The 15836-nt window shown below is 62.4% G+C and carries 13 protein-coding genes; 3 read left to right on the top strand and 10 right to left on the bottom strand.

What is annotated here, in order from left to right; translation table 11 throughout:
* The first annotated feature begins 42 nt into the window (after positions 1-42).
* Positions 43-1230 carry a pyridoxal phosphate-dependent aminotransferase gene (locus ACCD00_RS15000; RefSeq protein ID WP_413425631.1) on the top strand — a complete coding sequence of 396 codons (1188 nt, stop codon included), beginning with the start codon at positions 43-45 and terminating at the stop codon, positions 1228-1230.
* A 140-nt stretch (positions 1231-1370) separates the two neighbouring features.
* Here the strand turns inward: ACCD00_RS15000 and ACCD00_RS15005 are convergent, their stop codons facing one another.
* The 10 genes from ACCD00_RS15005 to ACCD00_RS15050 form a co-directional block, all read right to left on the bottom strand.
* The gene (locus tag ACCD00_RS15005) at positions 1371-2348 is read right to left on the bottom strand and encodes a 2-hydroxyacid dehydrogenase (RefSeq protein WP_413425633.1); all 978 of its coding nucleotides are present in this window, start codon (positions 2346-2348) and stop codon (positions 1371-1373) included.
* A 21-nt stretch (positions 2349-2369) separates the two neighbouring features.
* Positions 2370-3668, bottom strand: a complete 1299-nt coding sequence (locus tag ACCD00_RS15010) for an MFS transporter (RefSeq protein WP_413425635.1) — start codon at positions 3666-3668, stop codon at positions 2370-2372.
* Between the two features lie 54 nt (positions 3669-3722).
* On the bottom strand, positions 3723-4763 hold the full coding sequence (locus ACCD00_RS15015; RefSeq protein WP_413425637.1) for a sugar kinase: 1041 nt from the start codon (positions 4761-4763) through the stop codon (positions 3723-3725).
* The gene (locus ACCD00_RS15020) at positions 4756-5538 is read right to left on the bottom strand and encodes a sugar phosphate isomerase/epimerase family protein (protein ID WP_413425639.1); all 783 of its coding nucleotides are present in this window, start codon (positions 5536-5538) and stop codon (positions 4756-4758) included. Before ACCD00_RS15020 ends, ACCD00_RS15015 begins: the two co-directional genes overlap by 8 nt.
* A gap of 183 nt (positions 5539-5721) precedes the next feature.
* Complete coding sequence (locus ACCD00_RS15025) at positions 5722-6747, bottom strand: LacI family DNA-binding transcriptional regulator (protein WP_413425641.1); 1026 nt, start codon at positions 6745-6747, stop codon at positions 5722-5724.
* A 140-nt stretch (positions 6748-6887) separates the two neighbouring features.
* Positions 6888-7496, bottom strand: coding sequence for a LysE family translocator (locus ACCD00_RS15030; RefSeq protein WP_413425643.1), 609 nt, complete (start codon positions 7494-7496; stop codon positions 6888-6890).
* A gap of 38 nt (positions 7497-7534) precedes the next feature.
* Positions 7535-8389, bottom strand: a complete 855-nt coding sequence (locus tag ACCD00_RS15035; protein WP_413425645.1) for an AraC family ligand binding domain-containing protein — start codon at positions 8387-8389, stop codon at positions 7535-7537.
* A 77-nt stretch (positions 8390-8466) separates the two neighbouring features.
* Complete coding sequence (locus ACCD00_RS15040) at positions 8467-9108, bottom strand: DUF1345 domain-containing protein (RefSeq protein WP_413425647.1); 642 nt, start codon at positions 9106-9108, stop codon at positions 8467-8469.
* Between the two features lie 182 nt (positions 9109-9290).
* A complete protein-coding gene (locus ACCD00_RS15045; protein WP_413425649.1) occupies positions 9291-12389 on the bottom strand; it encodes a multidrug efflux RND transporter permease subunit in 3099 nt (1032 codons plus the stop codon).
* Positions 12390-12404: 15 nt separating this feature from the next.
* Positions 12405-13562: an efflux RND transporter periplasmic adaptor subunit gene (locus ACCD00_RS15050; protein WP_413425651.1), complete on the bottom strand. Its 1158-nt coding sequence runs from the start codon at positions 13560-13562 to the stop codon at positions 12405-12407.
* A 266-nt stretch (positions 13563-13828) separates the two neighbouring features.
* On the opposite strand from ACCD00_RS15050, the gene ACCD00_RS15055 reads away from it, so the two are divergent.
* Both ACCD00_RS15055 and ACCD00_RS15060 read left to right on the top strand, forming a co-directional pair.
* On the top strand, positions 13829-14530 hold the full coding sequence (locus tag ACCD00_RS15055; protein WP_413425653.1) for a response regulator: 702 nt from the start codon (positions 13829-13831) through the stop codon (positions 14528-14530).
* A 4-nt stretch (positions 14531-14534) separates the two neighbouring features.
* The gene (locus ACCD00_RS15060; protein WP_413425655.1) at positions 14535-15836 is read left to right on the top strand and encodes an ATP-binding protein; all 1302 of its coding nucleotides are present in this window, start codon (positions 14535-14537) and stop codon (positions 15834-15836) included.

The following is a 15836-nucleotide window of genomic DNA, read 5'->3' on the forward strand; positions in this document are numbered from 1 at the left end:
ATAGGGTTGTGGCTGGGAGCACCCGCGCGACAGGAGACAGACATGCGCTATTCAGCCTTGACCCAACGAATCGCCGGTGACGGAGCGGCGGCCTGGCAGATTCACGATCGAGCGCTGCAATTGCGCGAACAGGGCGTCGACGTCCTGCTGTTGTCAATTGGCGACCCGGACTTCGATACGCCGCAACCTATCGTCCAGGCCGCCATCGCCAGCCTGTTGGCCGGTGATACGCACTATCCTGAAGTGCGCGGCAGCCGAGGGCTGCGCGACAGCATTGCCCGTCGGCATCGGCACCGCAGCGGTCAGGTGGTGGATGCTGAACATGTGATCGTCTTTCCGGGCGCGCAGTGCGCGGTGTATTCGGTGGCGCAATGCCTGCTCGATCCGGGCGATGAAGTGATTGTCGCCGAGCCGATGTACGTGACCTATGAAGGCGTGATCGGCGCCTGTGCGGCCACCGTGGTCCCGGTGCCCGTGCGCCCGCAGAACGGGTTTCGCGTCGACCCGGCGGATGTCGCGGCCCGGATCACGGCAAAAACACGCGCCATCCTGCTCAACAGTCCGAACAATCCATCCGGCGCCAGTTTGCCACTGGCCACCTGGCAAGACCTGGCCGCGCTGTGCATTCATCATGATTTGTGGCTGATCAGTGACGAGGTCTACAGCGATCTGCTGTACGAGGGCGAGCACATCAGTCCGGCGAGCCTGCCGGGCATGGCCGAACGGACGGCGACGATCAACAGCCTGTCCAAGTCCCACGCCATGAGCGGCTGGCGGGTAGGCTGGGTGGTCGGGCCCAAACCCATGGCCGGGCACCTGGTCAATTTGTCGCTCAGCATGTTGTTCGGCATTCCGGATTTCGTGCAGAACGCCGCGCAATTGGCGCTGGACCGGGACCTGCCGGAAGTGGCCTCGATGCGCGAAGAGTATCGTCAGCGTCGAGACCTGGTGTGTGCAAGTCTGGGCCAATGTCAGGGCCTCAGGCCAATTCGCCCGGATGGCGGTATGTTCGTGATGGTCGATGTGCGCCAGACCGGTTTGTCGGCCCAGCGCTTCGCCGAGCGACTGCTGGAAGACTATGGTGTGTCGGTGCTGGCCGGTGAAGCGTTCGGGCCGAGTGCGGCGGGGCATATCCGCATCGGGTTGGTGGTTGACCGGCCGAAACTGGCAGATGCTTGTCGGCGGATCGTACGGTGTGCGACGGATTTGCTGGAGGCACGGCGTGCCTGAAAGGTTGTGGTGGTCTGTGCCGGCCTCTTCGTCGGATCGCCGCCCGGAGCAAGCCCGCTCCCACATTGATCTGTGTCGAACACAAAACCAGTGTGGGAGCGGGCTTGCTCGCGAAGGCTGCCTGAAAAGCGCCGAATACCTCAGCCCTTCCACGCCCCGACATTCACCAGATTCACCGGTCGCTCACCCGCCAGCGCCGCCAACAGGTTGTCCACCGCGCATCTGGCCATGGCCTCCCGTGTTTCATGAGTGGCCGAGCCGATGTGCGGAGTCGCCACCACGTTGTTCAACTGCAACAACGGCGAGTCCGGATTCAAAGGTTCGCGTTCGAATACATCCAGCCCCGCCGCGCGAATCCGGCCCGCACGCAGGGTTTCAATCAGCGCTGCTTCATCCACCACCTTGCCCCGTGAAATATTGATGAAGATGGTCTCGGGACGCATCAGGGCGAACTGTTCTGCGCCGATCAGCCCTTCGGTATCAGCGGTCAGCGGCAGCGTCAGGCAAACGAAATCCGCCTGTTGCAACAACTCCGGCAGGCTGCGGTACTGCGCATCGAACCGCTGTTCCACCGCCGGTTTCGGTGACTGGCTGTGGTAAATCACCGGCATGCCGAAACCGAAATGCCCGCGTTGGGCCAGTGCCTCGCCAATACGACCCATGCCAATGATGCCCAGGGTTTTACCGTGCACGTCGCTGCCGAAATGCGCGGGGCCGATGTTGCGGGTCCACTTGCCTTCGCGAATCATGTTGGCCAGTTCCACGACGCGCCGGGCCGTTGCCAGGATCAGCGCGAAACCAGTGTCGGCGGTAGTTTCCGTCAATACATCCGGTGTGTTGCTGAGCAAGATGCGCCGCTCGGTCAGGTAGTCGATGTCGTAGTTGTCGACACCCACCGAAACGCTGGCAATGGCTTCAAGGTGGGGTGCCAGATCGAGCAGTCCGGCATCCAGCTTCAGGCTGGCACCCAGCAAACCATGGGCACGGGGCAGGGCATCGCGCAGTTTGGCCAGGCCCAAGGCATCAAGGTTTTCGATCAGCGTCACTTCGGTCTGCTCGTGCAGGCGAGCCATCAGCAGCGGCGAGAGTTTCTTGTACAGGACGACCTGCTTTTTCATCTTTGAGATCTCAGCTTCAATTCAGGAATGTGCCGTGGCGGTGCGCGTTACCGGGGCCGTGGGCCGCTCCCGATCGCTGGCGCCGGGCTTGAGGAAAAGGGTCAGCAACACCGAGAACATCAGCGCGCCGCTCATCAAAAGGTACGAAGCTCCGGGCGAGCCGGTGGAGCTGTTCAGGTAACCGACCAGATAAGAGCCGCCAAACGAACCGAGCGCTCCCATGCTGTTGATCAGCGCCATGGCGCCGCCCGCGACGTTGGCCGGGAGGATCTCCGGAATGATCGCGAAGAACGGTCCGTAAGGCGCGTACATGCAGGCGCCGGCAATCACCAGCAGGGTGTAGGACCACCAGAAGTGTTCGGCACCCAGGGCGTAGGAACCATAGAAGGCAATCGAGGCAATCAGCAGTGGCGGCCAGACGAAACGTTTACGTTTTTGCAACTTGTCCGAACCCCAGGACACCAGCAGCATGCCGATCACCGCCGCCAGGTACGGCAGCGCCGAAAGCCAGCCGGCCTGGACCATGTCCATCTGCGCGCCAGCCTTGAGAATCGACGGCAGCCACAACACAAATCCGTACACGCCAATGCTCCAGCAGAAAAACTGCAGGGCGAGGATGATCACTTTGGGGGAGCGGAACGCTTCGGCGTAGTTCTTCACGGCCTTGATGCCGACCTGTTCGGCGGCCAGTGCGCATTCCAGGTCCTGCTTTTCCTGATCGTTGAGCCACTTGGCTTGTGACGGACGATCATCGGCCAGGCGCCACCAGATGAATGCCCACAATACCGCCGGCAAACCTTCGATGATGAACATCCAGCGCCAGCTGTAGTGCTGCACCAGATAGCCCGAGACCACCGACATCCAGAGCATGGTCACCGGGTTGCCGAGGATCAGGAAGGTGTTGGCCCGCGAGCGTTCGGCGCGGGTGAACCAGTGGCACAGGTAGATCAGCATCGCCGGCATCACTGCCGCTTCGACCACGCCGAGCATGAAGCGGATGACGATCAGCCAGTAGGCATTGGAGACGATCCCGGTCAACGTCGCCAGGCTGCCCCAGAGGATCAGACTGACGAAAATCAGCTTCTTCACACTGTGTTTCTGCGCGTAGATCGCGCCGGGTACCTGGAAGAAAAAGTAGCCGAGGAAGAACAGCGCGCCGAGCATCGACGACAGGCCTGGTGTGATCATCAGGTCCGCCGCCATGCCGGACGCGGCGGCAAACCCATAGTTGGCGCGGTCCAGATACGCCAGGCTATAGGTGATGAACACGATGGGCATGATGTACCACCAGCGGCGGGTGGCGAGCGTTGCGGTTTTCATGGTGGTGCTCCTGAGCTTGTTGTTTTTGTCGCAGCAGGTAACGGTTCTAAATCTTCAGTGACTGTTCTGGCCTATTCGCGAGCAAGCCCGCTCCCACAGGGAAACGCGTTCCAATGTGGGAGCGGCGGTGCGGCGATCCGACTTGCTCGCGAAGACGGCCTCGAATTCGCTGGCCATTTCGGGCCGGGCAGGCAACCCCTCCATATCCCCCCGACTCTGCACCGCACGGCTGCCAATCCAGTTGGCGCGTTTCACGGCGTCGGCGATGCTGTGGTTTTCCAGTAGCGCGCTGATCATGCCGACGGCAAACCCGTCACCGGCGCCCACGGTGTCGACCACCTTCTCCACAGGCACGCCCGCCACGAAGCCTTCATCCAGCTGCGTGCGGTAATACGCCCCGTGTGGGCCAAGCTTGATCGCCACGGCTTCGGCGCCCTGGTCGAGGTAGAAGGCGGCGATGTCGGCCGGGTCTTCGAAACCCGTGAGCAAGCGACCTTCGCTCAAGCCCGGCAGCACCCAGTGGGCGAGGGCGGCGAGGCGGTTGATCTCGGTGATCATCTGTTGCTCGCTGGCCCACAGGCTCGGGCGCAGGTTCGGGTCGAAGGACACACTGCGCCCGGCCTCGCGCATGCGGGTCATCAACTCGAACGACATCTGCCGTGCCGACTCCGACAGCGCCGGGGGAATGCCGGTGGCGTGCAGGTGCCGGGCCTTGAGCAATTCGGGCACGATCGAGTGCGGCGACAGGTGGCTGGCCGCCGAACCACGGCGGAAGTACTCGACCACCGGATCGCTGCCGTCGTCGGTGCGGGACTTGAGTTGAAAACCAGTCGGGTGGGCGGTGTCGATGTCGACGTGGCGGCAATCCAGGCCTTCCTGTTCCAGGGTGTCGACCACGAACCGGCCCAACGAATCGGCACCGACACGGCTCAGCCATGCCACGTTGAAGCCCAGTCGGGAAAGGCCAATGGCGACGTTGCTGTCAGCCCCGGCAATGCGTTTGTGGAAGGCGCCGACGCTGGCCAGGTCACCCGCCTGCTCGGCGACGAACATCGCCATGGTTTCGCCGAAAGACAGAATATCGATATCAGACATGAGCACTCTCCAGCTGCGATTGGCCGAGGTGGGCGAGGGCAGCGACGTGCTCGGTGGTCAGTTGCACCAGGTCATCGCCTTGCAGCGGATATTCGGCGGCGCGCATAACGCCTTGGGCCATGTGCCGCAGCAGGTACTCCCACTGTTGCAGGTCACTGACCGCGGGCGGAGTGGCAACCAGTTTGCCGTCGGTACGGCGCATGACCGCTTTGCAGTGCACATAACCGACATGACGACCGAGCAACCGCGCGGCGCTGGCGGCGGACTGGTCCTGCCAGTGCCAATTGCCGATGTCGAAGGTCATTTTGATCGGCAGCTTGTGCTGCTCGACCTCCGCGAAAAAACGCTGGAAGGGTTCAATGCGCCCGCCGTGCAGGGTCTGGTCGTTTTCCACCAGCAACTGCACGGCGCTTTCGCCCAGCACGCGGGCGAGGGTTTGCAGATCGCTGTTGTCGGTGAAATAGCCCAGCGACACCTTCAGCCATTTGGCGCCGAACGCCTGGGCGCGTTGCAGGGCAGTGATCAGTTCGGAGTTGGGCAAGGATTGCCCGGCCAGCCACAATTCCATTGGCGACGAATACACACTCTCCAGGCCTTCTGCTTGAGTGGCATCGGCCAGTTGAGCGGGGTCCTCGGTGGTCAGTAATTCTTCGCGCCACTCAATGCGCGTGGCGCCGGCGGCGGCGAGAATTTCGATGAAGCTGCCCTGGCCGCGTTGACGCACGAGGTCGGCGCCGTAGCTGGAGAGGCTGATGGAAACGGCTGGTTTGTTCATTGTTTTTTTACCTCTGAAACCGGTTTCATTTTTGTTCAAAAAAAATTTCAGCGCTACTTAGGGCCTCTTCGTCGGATCGCCGCCCGGAGCAAGCCCGCTCCCACAGGTTCAGCTGTGTTCACAGATTTTGTGTACGACTCGAACACTGTGGGAGCGGGCTTGCTCGCGAAGGCGCCGAACCATTCACCGAAAATCCCCACGGGTCGAACCTCGCACAACCAGCCGCGCCGAAAAATCCAGCGTCCTCACCGGTCCGTCATCTCCACGCAAACGCTTGAGCAAGCATTCGAACGCGCTGGCGCCAATTTCCTCGGTCGGTTGCGCGAGGGCGGTAATGCCACTGCCCACCAACGGGTACCAATCCAGGTCATCGAGGGCGATCAGGCCGACGTCTTCAAACAGGTTGCACTGGAGTTCACGCAACGCATGGGTAATGGCTAGCGCCGCTATCCCGTTCGCGCAAAACAGCGCCTTCGGGCCGGGACCTGGCGTGTCGAGGAAGGTTTTCAGCTGTGCGGTCAGTTCGCTGCCGGTTTCGATGTGCGTGCCGCGAAGCGCCGGTCGTTGTTCGATTTGCGCCTTGAAGCTGCTGACCCGCTCAATCCGCGAACTGGTGCCATCCAGCGGCTCAGTCACCAGCAGCACATCGCAGTAACCGCGTTCTTCAAGGTGGTCAAGGGCCATGTCGATGGCCTGCGGGTTGTTCAGCCCGACCATATCGCTTTCAAGGTGCTGCACCTTGCGATCCACCAGTACCAGGGGCATTTCCCGGTGCAGTTCGTGCAATTCGTCAGGGTGATGACCGAGGGTGTTCACGATCAGGCCTTCGATGTTGTACGAGCGCAGCAGGGCCAGGTGCTGGCGTTCCTGCTCGTCGTCACGGTCGGTGTTGCACACCACCAGGCTATAGCCGTGCTGACGGCAAGCGGTTTCCACCCCGTGCATCACGGCAATTGAATAAGGGTTGCGGATATCGGCCACCAGCATGCCGATCAGGCGGGTGCGCCCGCGTTTCAGGCCCCGGGCCATCTGGTTCGGGCGATAGCCGAGTTCGGCGATGGCCTGTTCGATGCGCTGGGCGATGGCATCGGAGAGCAGGGCACGATCATCGCCAATGAACCGCGAAACGCTGGCCTTGGAGACCTTGGCGTATTCGGCCACGTCGAGCATGGTCACGCGGCTGCGCTGGGCGGCGGAGAAATCGTTCACGGTCTGAAACCTTCTTATTGGATTTATAAGGTCGAGTGGTTCGTGAGATCCACCTGAAACCGGTTTCAGGAGACACCAAAAGCCAATTCGCCGTCAAGCCCCGGATGATGGATTGTCGAACAACGACCGAGAAGTGGCCGTCAGGCCAGCACGCTCAACCATGCCGAACCCAGCAGCAACAGCGCCATGCAGCGATTGAAGCGTCGCATGGCACGGGGTGAGCGCAACCAGCGGCTCGATCCGGCACCGAGCACCGCCCAGACCGCGAGACATGGCAGGGAAACCAGAAAAAACACCAGCGACAAATACACCACCTGCATAGCGCGATGTTCGTCACTCCCGGCGAATACGCTGACCACCGCCAGCGCCATCATCCAGGTTTTCGGGTTGACCAGTTGCAGGCTGGCGGCACCCATCCATCCCAGGCGCGCTTCGCTGTTCCGGGCGGCAATGGCTGTCGCCGGAGCACTGTAGATCTGCCAGGCCAGATAGCTCAGCCACGCCACGCCGGCCCATTGCATGACGTTTTGCACGGTGGGCCATGCGCTGATCGATGAGCCGACACCCGTACCCACCAGCAACACAAGGGTCGCCGCGCTGGCACAGGCGCCGAAGATGATCGGTACGGCCGCGGCCAGACCATGGCGGGCGCTGTTGCTCAGTACCAGGATGTTGGTCGGGCCGGGGGTGATCGAAGCCACGAAGGCAAACAGCAGGAAAGGCAGCATGGTCGGGAACGAGGGCAGCATCGCGGGCGAACTCCAGTGAAGATCAGTGAATCCGATCTTCACAATCCGCGGGCTTGCCTGTCTGGAAGATTTGAGCAACGTTTGCGGTACAACGCCGGCGTCAAGCCGTAGGCACGCATGAACCAGCGCCCCAGATGGCTCTGGTCGGCAAAGCCCAGTTGCATCGCCACCGCCGCCGGTTGTTCGCCACGGGCCAGCAGGCGTCGGGCGGTTGCCAGGCGCAATTGCACCAGATACGCGTGGGGCGCCATGCCGTAAGCGGCCTTGAACGCGCGGGTCAGGCGGAAGCGGTCGACGCCTGTGGCGGCTGCCAATTGATCGAGGCCTATGTCGTATTGCGCGTTGGCATGCAGGTATTCCCGGGCCTTTAGTGCCACTCGCGGCAGGCGCGGGTCCTGGCCATCGCGGGCGCGCCAATGCAAATGGCTGGTCAGGCGTTCGAGCAACCCGTCGAGGGCGGACTGGCGGACGATCTTCAGTTCGCCGTAATGCAGGGTTTCAAACGCCAGGCTGGTGGCCTGGGCCAGCCGAACATCGCTGGCCAGGGTGGCGGCGAAGCTCAGTTGGCTGTTGTCGGGGGCATGCTCGTACACGGTGCCGAGTTCGCGCTGCAGCCACTGCGGGTCGAGGTACAGCATGCGGTAGGTAAAGCCGTCGGCGGTCGGCGCTTCACCGTCATGGATGTCACCGGGTTCGAGCAAAAACACCTTGCCCGGCGTGCTTTGGTGCCTGGTCCGCCGACAATTGAATTGCTGGACCCCTTGCTCGGTGACGCCTACCAGATAGCTGTCATGCCAGTGCGGGTCATAGGCGTGACCTTCGAAATGCGCGCGCAGGGTTTCGATGCCGGTGTCGGCATCCTGGGCCAGGTCGAGCCAGTTGTGAGAAGTCATGCTGCACCTGCACGGCGGATTGACCGCTCCATTTAACGCCCGCACCGAGGGCGATGACTAGAACGTTTGTGCAGCTTTCAGTTGAACAGCCCGGCGGCGATGTTGATCGAGAACCCGAGAATGGCCGTGTTGAACAGAAAACCGATCAACGACTGCGCCAGCACGATCTTGCGCAAGTCACGAGTGGCCACGCCGACATCCGAGGTCTGCACCGCCACGCCGACGGTGAACGAGAAGTACAAAAAGTCCCAGTAGTTGGGCGTCGTCAGACCTTCGGCAAAACGTAGTGCCGGCTCCTTGCCTTCCCACGTGTAGAACAGCCGTGCGTAGTGCACGCTGAAAATCACCCCGATCAGCAACCAGGAGCCGATTACCGTCAACGCGGTGAAGCCGTAGTGCAGCAGTTTGCGGGTGGTTTCCAGGTCTTTGCCGCCGGCCAGTTCGAGAGTGATGGCTGCCAGGCTGGCAATTGCCGCAATGCACACCACGAACAGCACCAGCCCGGCGTTCTCGTCCTCGATTTCGGCAATGCGTTTCACATCAGTCGCTTTCGAACGCACGACGAGCCAAGACATCAGGATCAGGTAAGTCCAGACCCCGGCATTCCAGCCGATGAGTATTTTGCCGATGACCGAATCGGCCGGAACCAGGATGCCAGCTGCGATACCGAACGTCGTGGCGGCGGACAGGCGAGGGTGGGTGCGGGTGAGGAAGGACATGGAGGCTCGATGGGTCGTGGCTGTGCAATCACCTTAGCCCAGGTGAGCACAATCTTGAAATCACCGGGATCCCCTGTGGGAGCGGGCTTGCTCGCGAAGGGGCCATCACATTCAACATCCATGTCGACTGACCATCCGCCTTCGCGAGCAAGCCCGCTCCCACATTGGGTAGGTGTTGTTGGTTAAATGTTTTTATGGCGCTTGCGCACCAGTTTCATCACCACCACAAAAAACACCGGCACGAACACCACGGCCAGGGTCGCCGTGATCATCCCGCCAATTACCCCGGTGCCGATGGCTTGCTGGCTCGCCGAACTGGCGCCGGTAGCGATCGCCAACGGCACTACGCCAAGGATGAACGCCAGCGAGGTCATGACGATCGGCCGCAACCGCAGACGTGCCGCTTGCAGCGTCGCGTCGATCAGGTCATGGCCTTCGTCGTACAGGCTCTTGGCGAACTCGATGATCAGGATCGCGTTCTTTGCCGACAGACCGATGATGGTGATCAGCCCGACCTTGAAGAACACATCGTTGGGCATCCCGCGCAAGGTCACGGCCAGCACCGCGCCGAGCACGCCCAGCGGCACCACCAGCAGCACCGAGGTCGGGATCGACCAGCTCTCGTACAACGCCGCCAGGCACAGGAACACGATCAGCAGCGACAGCCCCAGCAGGATCGGCGCCTGGCTGCCGGATAGCCGTTCCTGCAACGACAACCCGGTCCATTCCTGGCCCAGGCCTGCCGGGCCTTGCGCCACCAGCCGCTCGATCTCGGCCATGGCCTCGCCGGTGCTGTGGCCCGGCGTCGGTTCACCGGAAATGCTGATCGCCGGGTAGCCGTTGTAGCGGGTCAATTGCGCCGGGCCCTGCGTCCACGTTGCCTGTACAAAGGCCGACAATGGCACCATTTTTTCGTGGGTGTTACGCACGTGAATGTTCAGCAGGTCTGCCACCTGACTGCGTTGATCGCCCTCGGCCTGCACCACGACGCGCTGCATCCGCCCCTGATTGGGGAAGTCGTTGATGTAGGCCGAGCCCACGGCCGTGGACAGCACACCGCCGACATCGGCAAAGGACACACCCAGCGCGTTGGCCTGCTTGCGGTCGACGATCAGTTGCACCTGCGGTGCCTCGGCCAGGGCGCTTTCGCGCACATTCATCAGGATCGGGCTTTTTTCGGCCGCTGCGAGTAGCTCGGTGCGAGCCGCCATCAACTTCTCATGACCGAGACCACCGCGATCCTGCAGCCGGAACTCGAATCCGCTGGACGTACCCAGGCCATCCACGGGCGGCGGCAGTACGGCGAACGTCACCGCATCCTTGATCTGGCTGAGGGCGACGTTGGCCCGGTCGGCGATCGAGGCGGCCGAGTCGTCGCTGTCTCGCTCGGACCAGTCTTTGAGCGTGCTGAATGCCAGCGCCGCATTCTGCCCGCTGCCAGAGAAGCTGAATCCGAGAATCACCACGCTGTCGCGAATACCCGGTTCGCCGGCGTTGTGCGCTTCAACCTGCTCGGCCACCTGCACCGTGCGGTTCTTGCTTGCGCCCGGCGGCAACTGGATGTCGGTGATGGTGTAACCCTGGTCTTCTACCGGCAGGAACGACGAGGGCAGGCGACTGAAGCACACGCCCAGCCCCACCAGCAACACGCCGTAGATCAGCAGGAAACGCCCGCTGCGTTTCAGTGCATGGGCGACCCAGCCCTGGTAGCGCTCGGTCAGTCGCTCGAAGCGACGGTTGAACCAGCCGAAGAACCCGGTCTTTTCGTGGTGTTCGCCTTGGGCAATCGGCTTGAGCAATGTCGCGCACAGGGCCGGGGTCAAGGTCAGGGCGAGGAATGCCGAGAACAGGATCGAAGTGGCCATCGACAGCGAGAACTGCTGATAGATCACCCCGACCGAACCCTGCATGAACGCCATCGGAATGAACACCGCGACCAGCACCAGGGTGATGCCGACGATGGCCCCGGTGATTTGCTGCATGGCCTTGCGCGTGGCCTCCCTGGGTGACAGACCCTCGCTGGCCATGATGCGCTCGACGTTCTCCACCACTACGATGGCGTCGTCCACCAGAATGCCGATCGCCAGCACCATGCCGAACATGGTTAGCACGTTGATCGAAAACCCGAGCGCCAGCATCGTCGCAAAAGTGCCCATCAACGCTACTGGCACCACCAGCGTCGGAATCAGCGTGTAGCGGATGTTCTGAAGGAACAGGAACATCACCGCGAACACCAGCAGCATCGCCTCGCCGAGGGTGTAGACCACTTTGGTGATCGAGACCTTGACGAAGGGTGAAGTGTCGTACGGAATCGAGTAATCGACGTTCGCCGGGAAGTAGCGCTTGAGTTCGTCCATCTTCGCCCGCACCAGGGTCGCGGTGTTCAGCGCGTTGGCGCCAGGCGACAACTGCACGGCGACGGCGGTGGACGGTTTGCCGTTCAGGCGCGTGGAAAACTGGTATTCCTGGCTACCGATCTCGACCCGGGCCACATCGCTGATGCGCACGGTCGAACCGTCCGGGTTGGCCTTGAGGACGATGTCGGCAAACTCTTCGGGGGTCGACAACTGGCCCTTGACCAGAATGGTCGCGGTGATTTCCTGGGTGGCGCGGGTCGGCAGATCGCCGATGCTGCCGGCCGACACCTGGGCGTTTTGCGCGACGATGGCGGCGTTGACGTCCGCCGGCGTCAGGTTGAAGGCGAGCAGTTTCTGCGGGTCGATCCAGATCCGCATCGCCCGTTCGGCGCCGTACAGCTGCGCCTTGCCGACGCCGTCCAGACGCTTGATCTCGTTCATCACGTTGCGCGCCAGGTAATCGCTGAGCGCCACGTCGTCGAGTTTGCCGTCGCTGGACGTCAGGGTGATCAACAGCAGGAAACCGGAGGAGACTTTCTCCACCTGCAAACCTTGCTGGTTCACGGCTTGCGGCAGGCGTGACTCCACGGCCTTGAGGCGGTTCTGCACATCCACTTGAGCCAGTTCCGGGTTGGTGCCCGGCTGGAACGTAGCCTTGATGGTGGCGCTGCCCAGGCTGCTCTGGGATTCGAAATACAACAGGTGATCGGCGCCATTGAGCTCTTCCTCGATCAGGCTGACCACGCTCTCGTCCACGGTTTGTGCCGAAGCGCCCGGGTACACGGCGTAGATTTCGATCTGTGGTGGCGCCACGTCGGGGTATTGCGCCACCGGCAGTTGCGGAATGGCCAGTGCCCCGGCCAGCAGGATGAACAGCGCAACCACCCAGGCGAACACCGGGCGGTCGATAAAGAACTGCGGCATAAAAAAGCGTCCTGCTTACTGACCAGTCACCTGGGCAAGTGGAAGAGGGGTGTCGTCGATCTGCACTTTCTCGCCGGGGCGGGCGTGCTGCAGGCCTTCGATGACGATGCGGTCGCCTGCCTTCAGGCCGCTGGTGACGATCCAGCGATCGTTCTGCACGGCACCCAGTTCGACCGGTTGCTGCCCGACGCGCTGTTCGGCGTCGAGCAGCAGCACCTGGGCGACGCCGGCGCTGTCGCGCTGGACGGCACGTTGCGGCACGCTGATGCCCTGCTGGTTGACCGCTTGTTCCAGGCGAACGCGCACGAAACTGCCGGGCAGCAAGTCGAGGTCGGGGTTGGGGAACTCGCTGCGCAGGATGATCTGGCCGGTGCCCGGGTCGACGGTGATGTCGCTGAACAGCATTTTGCCAGGTAACGGGTAGAGGCTGCCGTCATCCTGAATCAGCGTGGCCTTGGCCTGGTCCTGGCCAACCTGCTGCAACTGCCCGGAACGGAAGGCTCGGCGCAGTTCGTTGAGTTCGCGGGTGGACTGGGTCAGGTCGGCATGAATCGGGTTCAGTTGCTGGATCAGCGCCAGCGCAGTGGTTTCGTTTTGCCCGACCAACGCGCCTTCGGTGACCAGCGCCCGACCGATACGCCCGGAAATCGGTGCGGTGACGGTGGCGTAGCCAAGGTTCAACCGGGCGCGCTCCACCGCAGCCTTGCTGGCAGCAACGTCGGCGGCGGTCTGCCGTGCGTTGGCCCGGGCGTTGTCGTAGTCCTGGCCGCTGATGGCCTTGTCGTCGATCAACTGGGCGTAGCGTTGCTCCTGCAACCTGGCCTGGAACGCGTTGGCTTCGGCCTTGCGCAACGCCGCTTCGGCGCTGTCCAGGTCAGCCTTGAACGGCGCCGGGTCGATGCGGAACAAGACATCACCCTGTTTCACGTCACTGCCTTCACGGAAGGTCCGCTGCAAGACCACGCCGGCCACGCGGGCACGCACTTCAGCGATGCGCGGCGCGGCAATCCGTCCGCTCAGTTCGCTGCTGATGGTCAGTGGCCGCGCTTCGATGGTTTCGATGCGAACCGTGGCCAGTGGCGCCTGTTCCTCGGCATTCGAGGACTTGTCACACGCGCCCAGTGTCATCGCCAGCGCAATCAGGCTGAGCCTGGCAAGCAGATTCTTCGACATGTAATACCCCAATAATGACTCCCGGCATCCTACCGGGCGCAGGCGAGGGTAGCGGTGAAGCTTTGTTGGTGCTGTGTGAAAATGTGTAAGGGTTTTACTCAGAGACGAGTGAGGGCGTATATCCTTCAGTCCTTGAATTTTATTGCGTCTGTCAGGCCGCCTTCGCAGGCAAGCCCGCTCCTACATTGAAATGCGGTCCCCTGTGGGAGCGGGCTTGCCCGCGAAGAGGCCGGTACAGGCGCCACGGCTCTTTCTGGAAACACCCCATGCCCAACATCCTCCTGGTCGAAGACGACACCGCCCTCGCCGAACTGATTGCCAGCTACCTGGAGCGCAACGGTTATTCCGTCAGCGTGATCGGTCGCGGTGATCAGGTGTGCGAACGTGCGCGGCTCAATCCGCCGGACCTGGTGATCCTCGACCTGATGCTGCCCGGCCTCGACGGCTTGCAGGTCTGTCGCCTGCTGCGCGCCGATTCGGCGACCTTGCCGATCCTGATGCTCACCGCCCGCGACGACAGCCACGACCAGGTACTGGGCCTGGAAATGGGCGCCGACGACTACGTCACCAAACCGTGCGAGCCGCGGGTGCTGCTGGCCCGGGTGCGGACCTTGTTGCGCCGCAGCAGCCTCAGCGAGCCGCAGACCGCCAATGACCGCATTCTGATGGGTAACCTGTGCATCGATTTGTCCGAACGCACCGTGACCTGGCGCGGGCAATTGGTGGAACTGTCCAGCGGCGAATACAACCTGCTGGTGGTGCTGGCCCGGCATGCCGGTGAGGTGTTGAGCCGCGACCAGATCCTGCAGCGCCTGCGCGGCATCGAATTCAACGGCACCGACCGTTCGGTGGACGTGGCGATTTCCAAGTTGCGGCGCAAATTCGACGACCACGCCGGCGAGGCGCGCAAGATCAAGACTGTGTGGGGCAAAGGCTACCTGTTCAGTCGTTCCGAGTGGGAATGTTGAGCCGATGTTCAGAATCCTCTTTCGTCTGTACCTGGTGACCATCGTCTCGTTCAGCGCGGCGATCTACCTGGTGCCGGATCTGGTGATCAAGGTGTTCCACGAACGCTTTGTCACCTACAACCTCGATTACTCCCGTGGGCTGCAAACGCTGATCGTCAAACAGTTTCACGCGGCCCCGGCCGAACAGTGGCCGGCCCTGGCCGCTGAAATGGACAAGGACTTCAATCCACTGCACATTGTGCTCAGTGACAATGACGACAGCAGCCTGACGCCTGATGAACAGCAGCGCTTGCGCCGTGGCGAGAACGTCGTGCGCGTGGGCGACTGGGGCTGGCGCACGCTGGCGGTCGCGCCGCTGAATGAGCGCACCGTGGTGCAAATGGTCGTGCCCCCGGATCCGCTGGACGTCAACCTGTTGTACTGGAGCATCAACGTCCTGATCGGCGCGACCATGCTCGCCTGCCTGTTGCTGTGGCTGCGCCCGCACTGGCGTGACCTGGAACGCCTCAAGGGCGCGGCCGAACGCTTTGGCAAGGGCCACTTGAGCGAACGCACGCAAATTTCCCCGAATTCCAACATCGGCAGCCTGGCCAGTGTGTTCGACACCATGGCCGGCGATATCGAGAACCTGCTCAACCAGCAGCGGGATTTGCTCAATGCGGTGTCCCACGAGTTGCGCACGCCGCTGACGCGCCTGGACTTCGGCCTGGCGCTGGCGCTGTCCGATGACTTGCCGGCGGCCAGCCGCGAGCGCTTGCAAAGCCTGGTGGCGCACATCCGGGAGCTCGATGAGTTGGTGTTGGAGCTGCTGTCCTACAGTCGCCTGCAAAACCCGGCGCGGCTGACGGAGCAGGTCGAGGTGTCGCTGGATGAATTCATCGACAGCATCCTTGGCAGCGTCGACGAAGAAATGGACTCCCCGGAAATTGTCATCGACGTGCTGCTGCACGGCCAGCTCGAACGCTTCAGCCTGGACCCGCGCCTGACCGCCCGTGCCTTGCAAAACCTGCTGCGCAACGCCCTGCGCTATTGCGAGAAGCGTATTCAGATCGGTGTGCAGGTGCACGCCGGCGGCTGTGAGATCTGGGTCGACGATGACGGCATCGGCATTCCGGATGACGAGCGCGAGCGGATTTTCGAGCCGTTCTACCGCCTCGACCGCAGCCGCGACCGCGCCACGGGTGGTTTCGGACTGGGTCTGGCGATCAGCCGCCGCGCGCTGGAGGTCCAGGGTGGCACGCTGACAGTGGAAGCCTCGCCGCTGGGCGGGGCGAGGTTTCGCTTGTGGTTGCCGCCTTCGGCCTGA

Origin of the sequence: Pseudomonas sp. Pseusp3, from assembly GCF_047304225.1 — a bacterium.
In the GTDB taxonomy this organism is placed as follows: Bacteria; Pseudomonadota; Gammaproteobacteria; order Pseudomonadales; family Pseudomonadaceae; genus Aquipseudomonas; species Aquipseudomonas fluorescens_CD.

Bases quoted from the DNA above. Each gene is read 5' to 3' on its own strand.
- ACCD00_RS15010 (WP_413425635.1), bottom strand. From the start codon at position 3,668: ATGAAAACCGCAACGCTCGCCACCCGCCGCTGGTGGTACATCATGCCC.
- ACCD00_RS15050 (WP_413425651.1), bottom strand. From the start codon at position 13,562: ATGTCGAAGAATCTGCTTGCCAGGCTCAGCCTGATTGCGCTGGCGATG.
- ACCD00_RS15005 (WP_413425633.1), bottom strand. From the start codon at position 2,348: ATGAAAAAGCAGGTCGTCCTGTACAAGAAACTCTCGCCGCTGCTGATG.
- ACCD00_RS15020 (WP_413425639.1), bottom strand. From the start codon at position 5,538: ATGAACAAACCAGCCGTTTCCATCAGCCTCTCCAGCTACGGCGCCGAC.
- ACCD00_RS15015 (WP_413425637.1), bottom strand. From the start codon at position 4,763: ATGTCTGATATCGATATTCTGTCTTTCGGCGAAACCATGGCGATGTTC.
- ACCD00_RS15030 (WP_413425643.1), bottom strand. From the start codon at position 7,496: ATGCTGCCCTCGTTCCCGACCATGCTGCCTTTCCTGCTGTTTGCCTTC.
- ACCD00_RS15060 (WP_413425655.1), top strand. From the start codon at position 14,535: ATGTTCAGAATCCTCTTTCGTCTGTACCTGGTGACCATCGTCTCGTTC.
- ACCD00_RS15040 (WP_413425647.1), bottom strand. From the start codon at position 9,108: ATGTCCTTCCTCACCCGCACCCACCCTCGCCTGTCCGCCGCCACGACG.
- ACCD00_RS15000 (WP_413425631.1), top strand. From the start codon at position 43: ATGCGCTATTCAGCCTTGACCCAACGAATCGCCGGTGACGGAGCGGCG.
- ACCD00_RS15045 (WP_413425649.1), bottom strand. From the start codon at position 12,389: ATGCCGCAGTTCTTTATCGACCGCCCGGTGTTCGCCTGGGTGGTTGCG.
- ACCD00_RS15055 (WP_413425653.1), top strand. From the start codon at position 13,829: ATGCCCAACATCCTCCTGGTCGAAGACGACACCGCCCTCGCCGAACTG.
- ACCD00_RS15035 (WP_413425645.1), bottom strand. From the start codon at position 8,389: ATGACTTCTCACAACTGGCTCGACCTGGCCCAGGATGCCGACACCGGC.